The 17,659-nt window shown below is 73.5% G+C and carries 14 protein-coding genes and 2 pseudogenes; 8 read left to right on the top strand and 8 right to left on the bottom strand.

Translation table 11 applies throughout. The annotated features are described in order from the left end of the window. The first annotated feature begins 74 nt into the window (after positions 1–74). Positions 75–2,903 carry an FtsX-like permease family protein gene (locus ACWD6N_RS22180; RefSeq protein ID WP_354964753.1) on the top strand — a complete coding sequence of 943 codons (2,829 nt, stop codon included), beginning with the start codon at positions 75–77 and terminating at the stop codon, positions 2,901–2,903. 2 nt (positions 2,904–2,905) lie between these two features. Next, complete coding sequence (locus tag ACWD6N_RS22175; protein WP_387327815.1) at positions 2,906–3,652, top strand: ABC transporter ATP-binding protein; 747 nt, start codon at positions 2,906–2,908, stop codon at positions 3,650–3,652. Positions 3,653–3,670: 18 nt separating this feature from the next. On the opposite strand, the gene glmM is transcribed toward ACWD6N_RS22175, so the two are convergent. The 7 genes from glmM to ACWD6N_RS22140 all read right to left on the bottom strand — a co-directional run bounded on the left by glmM (position 3,671) and on the right by ACWD6N_RS22140 (position 9,172). Next, positions 3,671–5,026 carry a phosphoglucosamine mutase gene (gene glmM, locus ACWD6N_RS22170; RefSeq protein ID WP_354964755.1) on the bottom strand — a complete coding sequence of 452 codons (1,356 nt, stop codon included), beginning with the start codon at positions 5,024–5,026 and terminating at the stop codon, positions 3,671–3,673. Between the two features lie 117 nt (positions 5,027–5,143). Then, on the bottom strand, positions 5,144–5,617 hold the full coding sequence (gene rpsI / locus ACWD6N_RS22165; RefSeq protein ID WP_053653862.1) for a 30S ribosomal protein S9: 474 nt from the start codon (positions 5,615–5,617) through the stop codon (positions 5,144–5,146). Positions 5,618–5,637: 20 nt separating this feature from the next. Further along, positions 5,638–6,081, bottom strand: a complete 444-nt coding sequence (rplM, locus tag ACWD6N_RS22160) for a 50S ribosomal protein L13 (protein WP_074314528.1) — start codon at positions 6,079–6,081, stop codon at positions 5,638–5,640. 210 nt (positions 6,082–6,291) lie between these two features. Further along, positions 6,292–7,665 (bottom strand): nitrate/nitrite transporter, encoded by a 1,374-nt coding sequence (locus ACWD6N_RS22155; RefSeq protein ID WP_354964756.1) that lies wholly within the window; start codon positions 7,663–7,665, stop codon positions 6,292–6,294. A 158-nt stretch (positions 7,666–7,823) separates the two neighbouring features. Beyond that, entirely contained in the window at positions 7,824–8,117 is a 294-nt protein-coding gene (locus tag ACWD6N_RS22150; RefSeq protein ID WP_354964757.1) for a hypothetical protein, read from the bottom strand. Beyond that, positions 8,107–8,364, bottom strand: coding sequence for a DUF6364 family protein (locus ACWD6N_RS22145; protein WP_354964758.1), 258 nt, complete (start codon positions 8,362–8,364; stop codon positions 8,107–8,109). Before ACWD6N_RS22145 ends, ACWD6N_RS22150 begins: the two co-directional genes overlap by 11 nt. Positions 8,365–8,464: 100 nt before the next feature. After that, positions 8,465–9,172: a methyltransferase domain-containing protein gene (locus ACWD6N_RS22140; protein ID WP_354964759.1), complete on the bottom strand. Its 708-nt coding sequence runs from the start codon at positions 9,170–9,172 to the stop codon at positions 8,465–8,467. Positions 9,173–9,331: 159 nt separating this feature from the next. Here ACWD6N_RS22140 and ACWD6N_RS22135 point away from each other — a divergent pair. The 6 genes and pseudogenes from ACWD6N_RS22135 to ACWD6N_RS22110 all read left to right on the top strand — a co-directional run. Next, a pseudogene (locus ACWD6N_RS22135) lies at positions 9,332–10,831 on the top strand (molybdopterin oxidoreductase family protein); the annotation flags it as partial. Between the two features lie 60 nt (positions 10,832–10,891). Then, positions 10,892–11,473 (top strand): annotated as a pseudogene (locus ACWD6N_RS22130) (molybdopterin oxidoreductase family protein); the annotation flags it as partial. Beyond that, positions 11,470–12,906 (top strand): FAD-dependent oxidoreductase, encoded by a 1,437-nt coding sequence (locus tag ACWD6N_RS22125; RefSeq protein WP_354964761.1) that lies wholly within the window; start codon positions 11,470–11,472, stop codon positions 12,904–12,906. The pseudogene ACWD6N_RS22130 and the gene ACWD6N_RS22125, both read left to right, overlap by 4 nt. Continuing rightward, positions 12,903–15,464: a nitrite reductase large subunit NirB gene (gene nirB / locus ACWD6N_RS22120; protein ID WP_387327820.1), complete on the top strand. Its 2,562-nt coding sequence runs from the start codon at positions 12,903–12,905 to the stop codon at positions 15,462–15,464. The genes ACWD6N_RS22125 and nirB overlap by 4 nt, the downstream gene beginning before the upstream one ends. Beyond that, on the top strand, positions 15,461–15,808 hold the full coding sequence (gene nirD, locus ACWD6N_RS22115; protein ID WP_354964763.1) for a nitrite reductase small subunit NirD: 348 nt from the start codon (positions 15,461–15,463) through the stop codon (positions 15,806–15,808). Before nirB ends, nirD begins: the two co-directional genes overlap by 4 nt. After that, entirely contained in the window at positions 15,808–16,896 is a 1,089-nt protein-coding gene (locus ACWD6N_RS22110) for a uroporphyrinogen-III synthase (protein WP_354964764.1), read from the top strand. The genes nirD and ACWD6N_RS22110 overlap by 1 nt, the downstream gene beginning before the upstream one ends. 42 nt (positions 16,897–16,938) lie before the next feature. Here the strand turns inward: ACWD6N_RS22110 and ACWD6N_RS22105 are convergent, their stop codons facing one another. Next, positions 16,939–17,562 (bottom strand): GTP-binding protein, encoded by a 624-nt coding sequence (locus ACWD6N_RS22105; protein WP_354964765.1) that lies wholly within the window; start codon positions 17,560–17,562, stop codon positions 16,939–16,941. Positions 17,563–17,659: the final 97 nt, after the last annotated feature.

The following is a 17,659-nucleotide window of genomic DNA, read 5'->3' as shown; positions in this document are numbered from 1 at the left end:
GGCCGACCGGACCAGGTCTTGCATTGTGACAATGTAACGCGCAGAGTGTGAGGTGGCACACGGGGAGGCGCGACATGCTGGGGTTCATCTGGGGGCAGCTACGCGGCCGTGCTGGGCGGTCGGTGGCGCTGCTGGCGGGGGTGCTGGTGGCGACCACCGGCTTCGTCGTCCTGACCGGCGCCACCACCACCTCCCGCCTCGACGTCACCGGCGCGGTGGAGCGCAACACCCGAGCCGCCTACGACATCCTGGTCCGGCCCAAGGGGGCGCGCACACCGCTCGAGGCCGAACGCGGGCTGGTCCGCCCAAACTACCTCTCCGGCCTCTTCGGCGGCATCACCCCCGCGCAGTACGAGCAGGTGAAGGGGCTCGCCGGCATCGACGTCGCCGCGCCGATCGCCATGCTGGGCTATTCGACCTCGACGGTGCCGGTCCGATTCGACGTGACCAGCGCGGTCGACCCCTCGCTGGAGCAGCAGGTCATCCGGCTCAACCCCACCTTCACCGCCGAGCGAGGGCTCTCCACCGCCCCCAGCAGCCCGCGCTACGTGTACGTGACCAAGCGCCCGCTGCTCTACCCCGAGTGGGGCGGCGACGTGAACGATTCGTCGTCTCCGTACTCGGACGGCAAGACGTACAAGTACGACGACTATTGCGGGCAGGTCCCACGGGAGGTGTTCCCCGGTGGACGCAGCGAACCGATCTGCGACCCGCGCCTGACCGTGCGGACGGCGAACGGTGGGCTGACCTCCGAACGGGAGGACTGGAGCGTCGACACCGTCCGGCTCCTGCCCGACGGGCGCTTCGAGGCGAACCGCTGGTTCCCCGGCCGCGCCGAACGCGTCGTCACCGACCAACTGGTGGTCACCTACCGGGTGACGGTGCCGTTCCTGCTGGCGGCGGTCGACCCCGACGCGGAGCAGCGCCTCGTCGGCCTGGACGACGCGGTGACCGAGGGTCGCTCGCTCCGGCTCGACGACACGGCCACCGAGACCTCTCCCGGGCCCAATGTGACCGAGCGGTCGGTCCCGGTGTTGAGCACCAGCCGTCCCTACCTCGACGTCACCGTGCGGTCCGCCCTCACCCGGCTGCCGCAGGCGCGACCCGCGGGGCTGCCGATCGACGAGCTGGAGCGGACGCTGGGCAGCGCCACCGGGCTCGGGGTCGGGACCGAGGAGTACGCGCTGACCGACGGGTACCGCGACCTGCTCGCCGAGGGGATCTCCAAGACCGGCTGCTGCACGGGTGATTTACAGACGATCATTCAGGCGGGCGCACCGGAGTACGAGCGGCTCCCCGACGGCACTCTCCGCGCTGTCGTGCGACCACCGTTCGATCACGCGCTCTACGGCGGCGAGAACGATCTCAACTTCCGCTCCCGTCCGTGGCTGGCCGACGACAACGGCTTCCGCCCGGTGACTGCGCTTCCTCAGCCGCCGTCGGGCGCGCACCTCCAGGTCCGGCTCTGGCGGACCGTCGGCATCTTCGATCCGGAGAAGGTGAGCGGGTTCAGCGACCTGTCCCGGGTGCCACTGGAGACCTACGAGCCGCCACGCACCGACGGCGCCGACGAACGCAGCCGCCAGGCGCTGGGCGGTCGGCCGCTGGAGCCGAGCGGAAACCCGGCGGGCTACCTCTCCTCGCCGCCGCTGATGCTCACCAGCCTGACTGCGGTGCCGAAGCTGCTGGCGGACGACGCCACCCCCACCCGAACAGCGCCGATCAGCGCGATCCGGGTCCGGGTCGCCGGCGTCGACGGCTACACCGACCGGTCCGCCGAGCGGGTCCGGCTCATCGCCGAGCGGATCGCCGACACGACCGGGCTGGACGTCGATCTCACCTTCGGCTCGTCTCCCGCCCCGCAGACCGTGGAGCTGCCGGCGGGCTCGTTCGGCCGGCCCGAGCTGCGGCTCACCGAGCCGTGGTCCGCCCTCGGGGTGGCGTCGGTCATCACCAAGGCCGTCGACCGCAAGAGCCTCGTGCTGTTCGGGCTGGTGCTGGTGGTCTGCGGGCTGTTCCTCGGCAACGCCGTGTCCGCCGCCGTCCGGGACCGGCGCCGCGAGCTGGCGGTGCTCGCCTGCCTGGGCTGGTCAGCCCGTCGGATCGCGGCGCTGGTCCTCGGCGAGGTGGCCGCGCTGGGGCTGGCCGCCGGCCTGCTCGCCCTGGGGTTGGCGTTCCCCCTGGCCGCCGCGCTGGACATCGGGATCGGTTGGCGTCAGGCGGTGCTCGCCGTACCGGTGGCTCTGCTGCTGGCGCTGGTGGCGGGCCTGGTCCCGGCGCTGCGGGCCGCGGGCGCCCACCCGGCCGCCGCCCTGCGACCGCTGGTGGCCCCGGCCCGCTGGGTACGTCGGCCCCGCGGCCTGTTCGGGCTGGCGCTGTCCAATGTGGTCCGCACGCCCGGGCGCACCCTGCTCGGGGCGGGCGCGCTGGCCATCGGGCTGGCCGCGCTCACCCTGGTCAGCGCCGCCGCCTACGCCTTCCGCGGCGCGATCGTCGGCAGCCTGCTCGGTGACACCGTCTCGCTGAACGTGCGGGGCGCGGACACCCTGGCCGCGGTCGTCACCGTCCTGCTCGGCGCGGGCGCCGTCGCCGACGTGCTGTACCTGAACGTCCGGGACCGCGCCGCGGAGTTGTCCACCCTGCGCGCGGTCGGCTGGACGGACGCCGCGCTGGGCCGCCTCGTGGGCTACGAAGGGCTCCTCATCGGCGCGCTCGGGGCGGTGGCCGGCGCCGGGCTGGGGCTCGCCGGGGCCGCCTGGTTGGTCGGTGGCCTGCCGAGCGCCCTGGTCCTGGTCGCCGCCGCGGTGGCGCTCGTCGGGGTGCTGGTCACCTGTCTCGCGGCGCTCGTGCCGGCCGCGTTGCTGCGCCGGCTCCCGACCGCACGGCTACTCGCAGAGGAGTGACGATGGAGGCAACGACGGGCAGCACGGTCCGGACCCTCGGGCTGACCCGGCAGTTCCGCACCGGAGCCGAGCGGCTGACCGCGGTCGACGACGTCTCGCTGGAGATCACGGCCGGGTCGGTCGTGGCACTGACCGGTCCCAGCGGCTCCGGCAAGTCGACCCTGCTGCACCTGATCGGCGCCATCGAGCAGGCCGACAGCGGCACCATCACGGTCGACGACGTGGAGATCACGGCGCTGCGCCGCACCGCGCTGGCCCGGTACCGGCAGCGGGTGGGGTTCGTCTTCCAGCGCTACCGCCTGCTGCCCGCGTTGACCGTGCTGGACAACGTGATCACCCCGGTGCTGCCGCAACGCGGCCGGGCCGACCACGCGACCCGGGCCCGTGAGCTGCTCGACGCGGTCGGCCTCGCGGGACGGGAGCGGGCGATGCCGGCGCAGCTGTCCGGTGGCGAGCAGCAGCGGGTCGCCATCGCTCGGGCGCTGATGGGCGCGCCCGGGCTGCTGCTGGCCGACGAGCCCACCGGCAACCTCGACTCGACCACCAGCGCCCAGATCCTCGACCTGCTGCTCGACCTGCGGGAGCGGCACGGCATGACGATCCTGCTGGCCACCCACGAACGGTCGATCGCGGCCCGCTGCGACCGGTTGGTCCGGCTCGGTGACGGCAGCATGGTCGAGGACCTCGACCTCACCGACGGCGAGGACCCCGCCGACACGTACGAGCGGGCGGCTCAACTGCGGTGGTGAGGCCGCCGGGTGGCGGCCTCAGCCGACCGGGCTGGCGGTGCGGACCTGCTCCGCGATCCGCTCGGCGACGGAGCGGGCGGTCTGCTCGGTGGCCGCCTCGACCATCACCCGGACCAGCAGCTCGGTGCCCGACGGGCGCAGCAGCACCCGACCGGTCTCGCCCAGCTCCGCCTCGGCCCGCTCGACCTCGGCGCGTACGGCCGGCGCGGCGGCGCCGACGGTGCGGTCGCCGACCGGCACGTTGATCAGCACCTGGGGCAGCTTGGTGACGACCGAGGCCAACTCGGCCAGGGATCGGCCGGTGTCCGCCATCCGGGCCATCAGGTGCAGGCCGGTGAGCACTCCGTCGCCGGTGGTGGCGTGCGCGGGCATGACGATGTGGCCGCTCTGCTCACCGCCGAGCGCCAGCCCGGAGGCGCGCAGCTCCTCCAGCACGTACCGGTCGCCGACCTTCGTCTCGATGAGCCGGATGCCCTCGGCGGACATCGCCAGCCGCAGCCCGAGGTTGCTCATCACGGTGGCCACCAGGGTGTCCTGGGTGAGCGTGCCGGCGTCCCGCATGGCGAGCGCGAGGATGGCCATCACCTGGTCGCCGTCGACCTCGTCGCCGTCGGCGGTGACCGCCACGCAGCGGTCGGCGTCGCCGTCGTGGGCGATGCCCAGGTGGGCGCCGTGCTCGACGACGGCCTCTCGCAGCGCCTCGATGTGGTTCGAGCCGCAGTCGTCGTTGATGTTCAGCCCGTCCGGCTCGGCGTGGATCGCCACGACCTCCGCGCCGGCCTCCCGGTAGGCGACCGGGGCGACCTCGGCGGCGGCGCCGTTGGCGCAGTCGACCACGACCTTGATCCCGTCGAGCCGGTGCGGCACGGTGCCGACCAGGTGCTGGACGTAGTGGTCGGCGCCGTCGAGCAGGTCGTGCACCCGGCCGACACCGGCGCCGATCGGCCGGTCCCAGGCGGTGGTGGCGTTCGTCTCGACGGCCGCCTCGATCTGCATCTCGATCTCGTCGGGCAGCTTGTGCCCGCCGGCGGCGAAGAGCTTGATGCCGTTGTCCGGCATCGGGTTGTGTGACGCGGAGAGCATCACCCCGAGGTCGGCCTTGGCCTCCGCGGTGAGGAACGCGACCGCCGGAGTGGGCAGCACGCCGACCCGCACCACGTTGGCGCCGGCGCTGGTCAGCCCGGCCACCACGGCCGCTTCCAGCATCTCGCCGCTGGCCCGGGTGTCCCGGCCGACCACGGCGAGCGGCGGATGGCTGCGGTCCGTCTCGGCGAGAGTGTGCGCGGCGGCCACCGCGAGCGCGAGCGCCAACTCCGGGGTGAGATCCGCGTTTGCCCGCCCGCGTACGCCGTCCGTGCCGAACAACCGACCCATACCCGCCAACTTCCGATGAGCACTGCCAATGAGGAGAAAGCGGAACGGCCGGCCCACCTCCCCGTTCGAGGGGAGGCGGACCGGCCGTCCGTCAGAAGTACAAGGCGCTGGCGAAGATCAGCGCTTCGAGTACTGGGGAGCCTTACGGGCCTTCTTGAGGCCGTACTTCTTGCTCTCCTTGACCCGGGCGTCCCGGGTGAGGAAGCCGGCCTTCTTCAGGGCCGGGCGGTCGTCCGGCTCGTTGATGATCAGCGCGCGGGCAATGCCCAGCCGGAGCGCACCGGCCTGCCCGGTGGTGCCGCCGCCACGCAGGTTGGCGATGACGTCGAACTGCTCGAGCTTCTCGGCGGTGACCAGCGGGTCCTTGATGAGCTGCTGGTGCACCTTGCTCGGGAAGTAGGCCTCGAGGTCCTGGCCGTTGCAGGTGATCTTGCCGGTGCCCGGGACGATACGGACCCGGACGATGGCCTCCTTGCGGCGGCCCACGGTCTGGATCGGCCGGTCACCACGAGGCGCGCGGGCGACGGGCGCCGGCGCCTCGGTGGCCTCGGGGGCTTCCGGGGCAACCTCGGTCTCGGTGATGTCGGTCATGCTGCTTCCTTCGCCCGCGCTCACTGCGCGATCTGCTTGATCTCGAACGGCACCGGCTGCTGCGCGAGGTGCGGGTGCTCGGCACCGGCGTAGACCTTCAGCTTCTTGATCAGCTGACGGCCGAGCTTGTTGTGCGGGAGCATCCCCTTCACGGCGAGCTCGATGGCCCGCTCGGGGCGCTTGGTCAGCAGCTCCTCGTAGCCGATCTGCTTCAGACCACCCGGGTAACCGGAGTGGCGGTAGGCGATCTTGGTCTGGCGCTTGTTGCCGGTCAGCGCAACCTTGCCCGCGTTCACGATGACGACAAAGTCGCCCGTGTCGACGTGCGGCGCGAAAGTCGGCTTGTGCTTACCACGCAGCAACGTGGCGGCGTGGGTGGCCAGGCGGCCCAGCACGACATCAGAGGCGTCGATGACGTGCCACTGACGCTCGATCTCACCCGGCTTCGGGCTGTACGTACGCACAGGTCTACCTTGTCTCGTCGTCGGTCTGGGGTCGCGCGCCGAGGTGACCAGATCTTGCAGGCCGGACCAGCGCGCACGAACGACCAAGCGTACCTGATAGGGCACGCCTCTGGATGTCGTACAACAGCAGGCAACGATACCCGGCGCCCCATCAGCAGGTCAAAACGGGGGTACGGTCGCGCGTGCCGACACGGCCCATCATGGCACAGCTCACACGCCGGCCAGTCGGGCCGCCCCCCGCCGACGGTAGACGAGCCAGGTCACCGCGACGCAGAACGCGTACCAGGTGATGAACGCGAGGTAGGCGGCGTCGGCCGTGCCGGTGGTGCGGAACGACTGGCGGAACGCGACGTTGACCAGCAGTCCGCCGGAGGCGCCCACGGCTCCCGCGATGCCGATCAGCGCGCCGGTCATCCGGCGGGCCCAGCGGGCGGCGGCCACCGGATCGCACCGGCCGTCGGCCACCGCGCCCGCCGCCCGGGCCCGGAAGATCGCCGGGATCATCTTGTACGTGGAGCCGTTGCCGACGCCGGAGAAGACGAACAGGGCGAGGAAACCCACCAGGTAGAGCACGAACGACCGCTCCCGGGCCGCGTACAGGACGGTTCCGGCGCCGGCCGCCATCGCCACGAAGTTCCAGAAGGTCACCCGGGCTCCGCCCAGCCGGTCGGCGAGGTGCCCGCCCAGCGGCCGGATCAGCGAGCCGACCAACGGGCCGAGGAAGGTCAGCCCGGCGGCGTCGACCGGGGTGGGGAAGCGTTCGGCGAACTGGAGCTGGAGCACCTGGCCGAAGGCGAAGCCGAACCCGATGAACGACCCGAAGGTGCCGACGTAGAGCACCGACATGATCCAGGTGTGCGGGTCGCGGGCCGCCTCGCGCAGCGCGCCGGGCTCGTTCCGGGCCCCGGGGACGGTGTCCAGCCACCGGGCTGCCGCCAGCGCGGCCAGCACGATCAGCGGTAGGTAGACCGCCGGCACCAGCCGGGGGTACGCGGCCCCGGCGGTGGCCAGCACCGTCAGCCCGACCAGTTGCACCGCGGGTACGCCCAGGTTGCCGCCACCGGCGTTGAGCCCGAGGGCCCGGCCCTTGAGCCGCTGCGGATAGAACAGGTTGATGTTCGCCATCGAGGAGGCGAAGTTGCCGCCGCCGACCCCGGTCAGACAGGCCAGCACCATCAGGGTCGGGTACGAGACGCCCGGCTCCAGCAGCACCGCCATCGGCACGGCGGGCACCAGCAGTAGCAGCGCGCTGACGATGGTCCACCGTCGTCCGCCGAAGCGGGCCACCGCCAGCGTGTACGGCAGCCTCAGCACCGCGCCCAGCGCGGCTGGCACCGCGGTGAGCAGGAACTTGCCGGCCGGGTCGATGCCGTACTCGGGGCCGAGGAAGAGCACGGTCACCGACCAGAGGCTCCACACCGAGAAGCCGACGTGCTCGGCGAAGATCGAGACCCAGAGGTTGCGCCGGGCGATCGGCGCGCCCGTCGTACGCCAGAAGTCGGGGTCCTCGGGCCGCCAGTCGGCGAGCTCGTGCCGGCGCCCGGCGGCGGCGGGTGGGGCGGTTGTGCTGGTGAGCGTGCTCACTGCGGCTCCTCCTCGTCGGTGTGACCAGGGGGAACGCTAGGAACGCCGGGTTACCGGGCAGTGCCCGTCGCGGGTCGGCGCGGAAACGAGGGCCGCACCGCAGGCCGGCGGCGACGGTGAGACCCGCCCGGCGACGGCCGGACGGGTAGCGGCGGTGGTCAGAGCTCCTGGAGGATGCGCAGCGCGCGGCCGACCCGGAGCATGGTGTCGGTGTCGGCGACATCCACGCATTCGGTGAACCACTTCTTCATCGGCGAGGAGAGCCGGTCGGGCATCACCACGTACCGGCCCATCGACACGGCGAGCGGGGAGTCCCGCAGCAGCGACTCCTCGACCACCTCGACGACGATCACGATGGGCACGTCGGTGGAGTTGTAGACGTCCGAGCTGATCACGAGTCCGAGGCGTTCCCGGGCGCCCTCGATGCGCCAGACCTCACCCCTACGCAGCACGCGGCCGGCCGCGGAAGAGCAGGTCGTCGACCATGCCCACCTCGCGCGCGTCGGCGAGGGCGGCGGATTCCAGATCCAGGCCAGCGCGGTTCACCGCGGCGGCGTGTGCGGTGAAGACCTCACGCAGCGCCTTCTCCCGGGCGGCCTGGTCCATCCACGCGGAGAGCGACAGGCCCTCGCGCTTGGCGAACCGTCGGGCCTCCTCGATCGTCTCGTCTGTGAACGACAGGGTCACCTTGGCAGTCATGCCGGTGAGACTACCCATCGGTATGACCGTCAGTCATCCTCGCGACCGGGCAGGTCACCATTGGCGTCGAAACGTACATTCCGGCGTTGGTCGGACCGCGTCAGCGCCCGGCGCCGGTCGCCCGACCGCCGAACACCGCGAAGCGCCATTCCTTGAAGTAGCAGTCGACATCGACCAGGCCGGCCTCGGTGAGCCACCGGCACTGGTCGGCGACGGTCGCCGGTCGGTCGTGCCGCATCCGCTCCCGGGCGGCGGCGATCTCCTCGGAGGGCGAGCCCAGCTCGGTGATCCGCTCGGTCCACACCTCGTCGTAGCGCCGGTCCAGAGTCGGGGTCGGGCCGGCCACCTGCTCGGCGTTGACGAACACCCCGCCGGGCACCAGCGCGGCGGCGGCCCGCCGGTAGAGGGCACGTTTGCCGGTGTCGGCCAGGTGGTGGATCGCCAGCGCGCTGACCACCGCGTCGTACCGGCCTGTCGGCAGCGGGTCGGCCAGGTCGGCCCGGACCGTCCGGTGCGGCACGGACCGGACGTGCAGCTGGTCGGCGGCGCGGGCGAGCATCGCCGGCGCGGCGTCCACCAGGGTCAGCCGCACCCCCGGTACCGCGGCGGCGAGCAGCAACGAGAGCAGGCCGGTGCCCGCGCCCAGGTCCAGCACCTCCGGGGTACGCCCGGCCGCCTGCGCGGCCCGCAGCGGGGGCGCGGCCACCTGCACCGCCGTGCCGTAGAAGGAGTCGAAGCAGGGGACCAACCGTCGGCGTGCCGCGTCGTAGCTGCCCGCCACCGCGTCGAAGGCGTCCGCCACGCTCATCGCGCCCTCCCAATTATCGAGACAGGTTTCTCATATTCTAGGCCGAGGGCGTCGCCCCGCCATCGCGTCCCCTGCCTCGGTGCGGTGTGAGCCCCACTTGACAGGACCGAAACAGAAGGGACCCGGACCGGAAACCGCCCGACGGCACGCTTTGCCGACATGACAGACGGTGCACGGTCGGCAACTCCACCGGGGTTCCCGCCCCGCGAGGTTGCCACGCACTGCCCGTACTGCGCGCTCCAGTGCGGCATGCTGCTGCGCGAGGAGCCCGACGGGGTGACGGTGCTCCCCCGGCAGTTCCCCACCAACCGGGGCGGGCTGTGCCAGAAGGGCTGGACCGCCGCCGAGCTGCTCGACCACCCCGAACGACTGACCACCCCGTTGCTGCGCGACCCGGCCAGCGGCGAGCTGCGCCCGGCCAGCTGGGACGCCGCGCTGAAACGGATCGTCACCGGCATCCGCGCCGTCCAGGCCGAGTCCGGCCGGGACGCGGTCGCCGTGTTCGGCGGCGGCGGACTGACCAACGAGAAGGCCTACGCGCTGGGGAAGTTCGCCCGGGTCGCGCTGCGCACCCGGCACATCGACTACAACGGACGGTTCTGCATGTCCTCGGCGGCTGCCGCCGGCCTACGTGCCTTCGGCGTCGACCGCGGGCTGCCGTTCCCCCTCGCCGACCTGGGCCGGGCCGACACGTTGCTGCTGGTCGGCGCCAACCCGGCGGAGACCATGCCGCCGCTGGTCCGCTGGCTGACCGAGCAGCGCCGCAACGGCGGCCGGCTGATCGTGGTCGACCCACGGGCCACCGCCACCGCACGCCAGGCCGACCTGCACCTGCAACCGCTGCCCGGCACCGACCTGGCGGTGGCCAACGCGCTGCTGCACATCGCGCTCACCGAGGGCTGGGTCGACCGGGCGTACGTCGGGGAGCGGACCACCGGCTTCGCGGCGGTCCGGCGCAGCGTGGCGGCCTGGTGGCCGGCCCGCGCGGAACAGCTCTCCGGCGTGCCGGTGGCCGACCTGGAGGCGACCGCCCGGGCTCTGGGCACCGCCGGACGGGCGATCATCCTCACCGCGCGCGGCGCCGAACAGCACGCCAAGGGCGTGGACACCGTCACCGCGTACGTCAACCTCGCACTCGCCCTCGGGCTACCCGGCCGCCCCGGCTCCGGGTACGGCTGCCTGACCGGCCAGGGCAACGGCCAGGGTGGACGGGAGCACGGGCAGAAGGCCGACCAGTTGCCCGGTTACCGGCGCATCGACGACCCGGCCGCACGGGAGCACGTCGCCGGGGTCTGGGGCGTACCGGCCGACGAGCTGCCCGGCCCGGGCGTGCCGGCGTACCAACTGCTCGACTCGCTCGGCACCCCGGGCGGGCCACGGGCGCTGCTGGTGCTCGGCTCCAACCCGGTGGTGTCCGCACCCCGGGCGGCCCACGTCGAACGCCGACTGCGGGAGCTCGATCTGCTGGTCGTGGCCGACCTGCTGCTGTCCGAGACGGCCGCGCTGGCCGACGTGGTGCTGCCCACCGCGCAGTGGGCCGAGGAGGACGGCACCATGACCAACCTGGAGGGCCGGGTGCTGCGCCGACGGGCGCTCCGCCCTCCCCCGCCGGGCGTCCGTACCGATCTGGCCATCCTCGCCGACCTGGCGGCCCGGTTGGCCGCCGCCGAGCCGACAGAGGTGCCGACCGGCGCCGCGGTGGCCCGGTTCCCGACCGACCCGGCCGCCGTCTTCGCGGAGCTGCGGCGGGCCTCCGCCGGTGGGCCGGCCGACTACGCCGGGATCAGCTGGTCCCGGATCGACGCCGCCGACGGTGTCTTCTGGCCCTGCCCCACCGAGGACGGGCCGGACACGCCACGACTCTTCACCGACCGGTTCGCCACCCCGGACGGGCGGGCCCGGTTCCATCCGGTGGACCACCGTCCCGCCGCCGAGCCGGTCTGCGACGAGTACCCGCTGCACTTCACCACCGGCCGGGTGCTCGCCCAGTACCAGTCCGGCACCCAGACCCGCCGGGTGGACGCGCTGCGTCTGGCCGCACCGGACGCCTTCGTCGAGCTGCACCCCGACCTGGCCGCCCGGCTCGGCATCGGCGACGGTGAGCCGGTACGGGTCACCTCCCGGCGGGGCGAGCTGCGGGCGCCGGCCCGGCTCAGCCCGACCATCCGGCCGGACACCGTCTTCGCGCCGTTCCACTGGCCGGGCCCCGCCCGGGCCAACTCGGTCACCAACGACGCGGTGGACCCGATCTCCGGCATGCCCGAGTTCAAGATCTGCGCCGTGCGGGTGGAGAGGGCATGACCGAGCGCGTGGTGGTCGTCGGCAACGGGATGGCGGGCGCACGGCTCGCCGCCGAGCTGCACGCCCGCGCCGGCGACCGGAAGGTCACCGTGCTCGGGGCGGAACCGCACCGGGCGTACAACCGGATCATGCTCTCCGCGCTGCTGGCCGGCCGGATCGGCGAGCAGGACGTGGAGCTGGCCGAGGCCGCCAGGCACAGCAGCGACCTGCGCACCGGCGTGCCGGTGACCGGCATCGACCGGGCCGGCCGGACGGTCCACACCGCCGACGGCGACCGGATCGGCTACGACCACCTGGTGCTGGCCACCGGAAGCCGGGCGATGGTGCCGCCGCTGCCCGGCCTGACCGGGGAGCTGCCGCGCCGGGTGGCGCCGTTCCGCACCCTGGACGACTGCCGGCGGATCCTCCGGGTGGCCGGCGGCGCGCGCAGCGCGCTGGTCCTGGGCGGCGGACTGCTCGGCCTGGAGGCCGCCCGCGGGCTGGCCACCCGGGGGCTGGCGACCACCGTGGTCCACCCCACCGGGCACCTGATGGAACGGCAGCTCGACCCGATGGCCGGCGGCGTGCTCGCCGACACGCTCACCGGCCTGGGCGTCACCATCCAGCTGGCCGTGCCGGCGACCGGCGTGGCCGCGGACTCGACCGGCGTCCGCCTCGACCTGGCCGACGGCCGGTCGCTCCACGCCGACCTGTTGGTGCTCTCCTGCGGGGTACGCCCCGACACCACGCTCGCCGCCGACGCCGGCCTGGACGTGCGTCGCGGCGTGGTCGTGGACGACCGGCTGCGCACCAGCGACCGGCGGATCTCCGCGATCGGCGACTGCGCCGAGCACGACGACACACTCACCGGGCTGGTCGCCCCCGCCTGGGCCCAGGCACGGGTGCTGGCCCAGGTGCTCAGCGGTGCCGAGCCGCTGGCCCGGTACCGGCCCCGGCCGGCGGTGACCCGGCTCAAGGCGGCCGGTGTCGACCTGGCCGCGATGGGCGACGCCACCGGCGGTGGTCCGGGTGAGGAACTGACCTTCAGCGACCCGACCCGGGGCACGTACGCCCGGCTGCGGATCCGCGACGAGCGGCTGACCGGCGCGATCCTGATCGGCGACAACCCGACGATCGGCACCGTGATCCAGCTCTTCGACCGGGGTCAGCCGGTCCCGGCCGACCGGCGGTCACTGCTGCTGGGCCGGGCCTCGGGCAGCGCCGGCGCGGCACCGGCCGCGTCCCCGGCGCTGATGCCGGACGCGGCCACGGTCTGCCAGTGCAACACCGTGACCAAGGGCGCCCTGGTGAGCTGCTGGCGCTCCGGCGCCCGGAGCGTCGACGCCGTGCTGGCGGCGACCCGGGCCGGAACCGGCTGCGGCGGCTGTCGGGACGCCGTCGCCGGCATCGTCGACTGGCTTTCCCAGGCGGACTCCGTGGAGGTGACACGATGAACGACGGCGATCTGGTCGTCATCGGCAACGGCATGGTCGGGCAGCGCTTCGTGGACGCGCTGCGGGCCCGCGACCCGCGCGGGCGCTGGCGGGTGACGGTGCTCGCCGAGGAGAGCCGACCCGCGTACGACCGGGTGCGACTCTCGGCCTTCTTCGACGGGGTGGACGCGGACGCGTTGAACCTGCACACCCCGCACGACGGGGTGCGGCTACGCCTGGGCGAGCCGGCCACCGCGATCGACCGCGAGCGGCGGGTGGTCAGCACGGCCACCGGCGAACACCGGTACGACGCGCTGGTGCTGGCCACCGGGTCGTACCCGTTCGTGCCGCCGGTGCCCGGCGCGGACCTGCCCGGGGTCTTCGTCTACCGCACCCTCGACGACCTGGTGGCGATCCGGACGTACGCGCGGGGCCGGCGGGCCGGCGCGGTGATCGGCGGCGGGCTGCTGGGGCTGGAGGCGGCGAACGCCCTGCGGCTGCTCGGCCTGAGCACCGACGTGGTCGAGTTCGCACCCCGGCTGATGCCGGTGCAGGTGGACCCGGCCGGCGGCGCGATGCTCCGCCGCTACGTCGAGGAGCTGGGCGTGCGGACCCACCTCGGGGTGGCCACCACCGCGATCCGGCCCGGTCCGGACGGCGCGGTCGCCGCGCTGGACCTCTCCGACGGCCGCACGGTGGAGGCCGAACTGGTGGTGGTGGCCGCCGGCATCCGGCCCCGGGACGAACTGGCCCGGGCCGCCGGCCTGCCGCTGGGTCCGCGCGGCGGGGTGCTGGTCGACGCGACCTGCCGCAGCGCCGACGAGCGGATCTGGGCGGTCGGCGAGTGCGCGGCGGTCGACGGCACCTGCCACGGGCTGGTCGCCCCGGGGTACGCCACGGCCGAGGTGGTGGTCGACCGGCTCCTCGGCGGTGCGGCGACCTTCCCGGGCGCGGACACCGCCACCAGGCTGAAACTGCTCGGCGTCGACGTGGCCTCGTTCGGCGACGCGCACGGCGTGACCCCGGGCTGCCTGGATGTCACGTTCACCGACCCGGCCACCCGGGTCTACGCCAAGCTGGTCCTCTCCGACGACGCGCGCACCCTGCTCGGTGGTGTGCTGGTCGGTGACGCCAGCGCGTACCCGACGCTGCGGGCCAGCGTCGGTGGCCCGTTGCCGGCCGCTCCGCTGGCGCTGCTCGCGCCGGACGGCGGCGCGGACGCCGGCGCGCTGCCCGCCGCCACCCAGGTCTGCTCCTGCAACGCGGTGACCCGGGGCGACGTGGACGCCGCCATCGCCGGTGGATGCGCGGACGTGTCGGCACTGAAGGCGTGCACCAGGGCCGGCACCAGCTGCGGCTCCTGCGTGCCGATGCTGAAGCAGCTCCTGGACGCGGCCGGCGTGGCGCAGTCCACCGCGCTCTGCGAGCACTTCGACGCCAGCCGGCGCGAGCTGTTCGAGATCGTCCGGGTACGCCGCATCCGCACCTTCTCCCGGCTGGTCGCCGAACACGGCCGGGGACGCGGCTGCGACATTTGCAAGCCCGTGGTGGCGTCGATCCTCGCCTCGCTGGGCGCGGGGCACGTGCTCGACGGCGAGCAGGCGTCGCTACAGGACACCAACGACCACTTCCTGGCCAACCTGCAACGCGACGGCAGTTACTCCGTCGTGCCGCGGATCCCCGGCGGGGAGATCACCCCGGAGAAGCTGATCGTCATCGGCGAGGTGGCCCGGGACTTCCGCCTCTACACGAAGATCACCGGTGGTCAGCGGATCGACCTGTTGGGAGCCCGGGTGGAGCAGCTGCCGCAGATCTGGCGGCGGCTGGTGGATGCCGGCTTCGAGTCCGGCCACGCGTACGGCAAGGCGCTGCGCACGGTGAAGTCCTGTGTCGGCGAGACCTGGTGCCGGTACGGGGTGCAGGACTCGGTGGGGCTCGCCGTCGCGCTGGAGCTGCGCTACCGGGGGCTACGCGCCCCGCACAAGATCAAGTCGGCGGTCTCCGGCTGCGCCCGGGAGTGCGCCGAGGCGCGCGGCAAGGACTTCGGCGTGATCGCCACCGAGACCGGCTGGAACCTGTACGTCGGCGGCAACGGCGGTTTCCGGCCCCGGCACGCCGACCTGTTCGCCTCCGACCTGTCCACCGAAGCGCTGATCTCGCTGATCGACAGGTTCCTGATGTATTACATCCGCACCGCCGAGCGGCTGCAACGCACCGCCGCCTGGATCGAGGCGATGGACGGCGGCCTCGACCATCTGCGGTCGGTCATCGTCGACGACTCGCTGGGGCTCTGCGCCGACCTCGACGCGGCGATGGCCCGGCACGTCGCGTCGTACTCCGACGAGTGGCGGGACGTGCTGAACGACCCGGAGCGGCTGCGCCGGTTCACCTCCTTCGTCAACGCGCCGGACGTACCCGACCCGTCGATCACCTTCGCGCTGGAGCGCGGCCAGCCGGTGCCGGCGGGCGGTGGTCCGCCGCCCGCCACCCCGGGCGACGACCGTCGGGAACGGGAACCGGCCGACACCGGCCGGCGGCGGCAGCCCGTGGCACTGGGCCTGCCGGAGGTACGGCGATGAGCGGGACCGCCACCCTGACCTGGACCCGGATCTGCCGGCTCGACCGGCTGGAGCCCGACCGCGGCGTCGCCGCCCTGGTCGACGGCGTGCAGGTGGCACTCTTCCGGACCACGGACGGGCTGTTCGCCATCGACAACCACGATCCGGTCACCGGCGCGTACGTGCTGTCCCGGGGCATCGTGGGCAGCCGCGGCGCGGCGCCGACGGTTGCCTCGCCGCTGCACAAGCAGGTGTACGACCTGCGCACCGGTCGCTGCCTCGACCTGCCCGGGGTGGCCGTGGCCCGGCACGACGTGCGCTGCCGGGACGGGCTGGTCGAGGTGCGGCTGCGACAGGAGGCCTGATGCGGGAGGAACTGGCCGGCTTCACCATCGGGGTGACCGCCGACCGGCGGCGCGACGAGTTGGCCGCGCTGCTCGAACGCCGAGGTGCCCGGGTGGTCCTCGCCCCGGCTCTGCGCATCGTGCCGCTGTCCGACGACACCAAGCTGCGCGAGGCGACCCGCGCCTGCCTGGACCGGCCGCCGGACATCCTGATGGCCAACACCGGCATCGGCATGCGCGGGTGGCTGGAGGCTGCCGAGGGCTGGGGGCTGGCCGAGCCACTGCGCTCGGTGCTCGCCAGGTCGTACGTGGTGGCCCGAGGCCCCAAGGCACGCGGCGCGATCCGCGCCGCCGGGCTGCACGACCAGTGGTCGCCCGCCTCGGAGAGCTGCGACGAGGTCGTCGACCACCTGCGGCGGCGCGGGGTGGCCGGGCAGGTGATCGCCATGCAGCTGCACGGCGAGCGGCAGCCGGACTGCACGCTCGCGCTGGAGGCCGCCGGGGCCACGGTGATCGAGGTGCCGGTCTACCGCTGGGCACCGCCGACCGACCCGGCGCCGCTGCACCGGCTGGTCGACCTGATCGCCGGCCGGCTGGTGGACGCGGTGACGTTCACCTCGGCACCGGCGGCCGAGGCGCTGCTGCGGACGGCCGGCGACCGTACCGACGCCGTGCTGTCCGCGTTCCGTGGCGACGTGCTGGCCAGCTGCGTCGGCGCGGTGACCGCCGAGCCGCTGCTACGGCTCGGGGTGCCGGTCAGCGCGCCGGGCCGGGCCCGGCTGGGCGCGCTGGTACGGACCATCGTCGACGAGCTGCCCCGCCGGACGACGACGTTCAAGGCCGGTGGGCACCTGCTCACCCTGCGCGGACACGCCGCGATGATCGACGGCGAGCTGCGCCCGCTCGCCCCCGCCCCGATGGCGGTGCTGCGTGCGCTGGCCCAGTCCCCCGGCCGGGTGCTGTCCCGTACCGCGCTCCTGCGAACCCTGCCCCGGGGCGCGGACGAGCACGCGGTGGAGATGGCCGTGGCCAGGCTCCGGGCCGGCCTGCACGCCCCCCGCGTGGTGCAGACCGTGGTCAAGCGCGGCTACCGGCTCCGGGTCGACTGACGCCTCGCGACCGGCCGGCGTGTGCCGGCCGGCCGCCCCGGGTCAGCCGACCGGCGTGGCGAATCCCCGGCCGTGCTCGGCCTCGAGCCGGAGCATGGCGTGCTCGACCACCGTCACCAGCACCTGCTTGACCGACTCCCGGTGCCGGGCGTCGGTCATCACCAGTGGCACCTGCGGCGAGATGGCCAGCGCCTCGCGGACCTCCTCCAGCTCGTACTGGGGAGCGTCGTCGAACCGGTTCAGCGCCACCACGTACGGCAGGTTGCGGTTCTCGAAGTAGTCCAGGGGCGCGAAGGCGTCCGTGATCCGGCGGGTGTCCACCAACACGGCCGCACCCACCGCACCCCGGATGATCTCGTCCCACATGAACCAGAACCGGGTCTGGCCGGGGGTGCCGAAGAGGTACAGAATCAGGTCCTGCGCCATGGTGATACGGCCGAAGTCCATGGCGACCGTGGTGGTCTCCTTGCCCGGCACCTTGGACGGATCGTCGATGCCGACACCGGCCGCGGTCATCACCGCCTCCGTCGTCAGCGGTGTGATCTCGGAGATCGACCCGACCAGCGTCGTCTTACCGACGCCGAAGCCGCCCGCGACGACGATCTTCGCGGAGACGATTCCCCGGCTCGGCCGTCCCCCGGCGGGGTCATAGCCTGCGAAGTCCACTTAGAGCGTCCGCCAGTAGGTCATCGGATGCGAGGGCTGCGGGGTCGGGTGTCCCACCGGTAGTGCTTCCACGCCCGCACGATGATGCTACGGATGG

The sequence above is a fragment of the Micromonospora sp. NPDC005163 genome, from assembly GCF_053599835.1.
Note: the sequence above shows the minus strand (reverse complement) of the source record. Positions and strands in the feature narration are given on the sequence as shown.

Excerpts from the sequence above, each read along its gene's own strand:
- ACWD6N_RS22180 (WP_354964753.1), top strand. The coding sequence starts at position 75 with ATGCTGGGGTTCATCTGGGGGCAGCTACGCGGCCGTGCTGGGCGGTCG.
- ACWD6N_RS22175 (WP_387327815.1), top strand. The coding sequence starts at position 2,906 with ATGGAGGCAACGACGGGCAGCACGGTCCGGACCCTCGGGCTGACCCGG.
- glmM (WP_354964755.1), bottom strand. The coding sequence starts at position 5,026 with ATGGGTCGGTTGTTCGGCACGGACGGCGTACGCGGGCGGGCAAACGCG.
- rpsI (WP_053653862.1), bottom strand. The coding sequence starts at position 5,617 with ATGACCGACATCACCGAGACCGAGGTTGCCCCGGAAGCCCCCGAGGCC.
- ACWD6N_RS22145 (WP_354964758.1), bottom strand. The coding sequence starts at position 8,364 with ATGACTGCCAAGGTGACCCTGTCGTTCACAGACGAGACGATCGAGGAG.
- ACWD6N_RS22140 (WP_354964759.1), bottom strand. The coding sequence starts at position 9,172 with ATGAGCGTGGCGGACGCCTTCGACGCGGTGGCGGGCAGCTACGACGCG.
- ACWD6N_RS22125 (WP_354964761.1), top strand. The coding sequence starts at position 11,470 with ATGACCGAGCGCGTGGTGGTCGTCGGCAACGGGATGGCGGGCGCACGG.
- nirB (WP_387327820.1), top strand. The coding sequence starts at position 12,903 with ATGAACGACGGCGATCTGGTCGTCATCGGCAACGGCATGGTCGGGCAG.
- nirD (WP_354964763.1), top strand. The coding sequence starts at position 15,461 with ATGAGCGGGACCGCCACCCTGACCTGGACCCGGATCTGCCGGCTCGAC.
- ACWD6N_RS22110 (WP_354964764.1), top strand. The coding sequence starts at position 15,808 with ATGCGGGAGGAACTGGCCGGCTTCACCATCGGGGTGACCGCCGACCGG.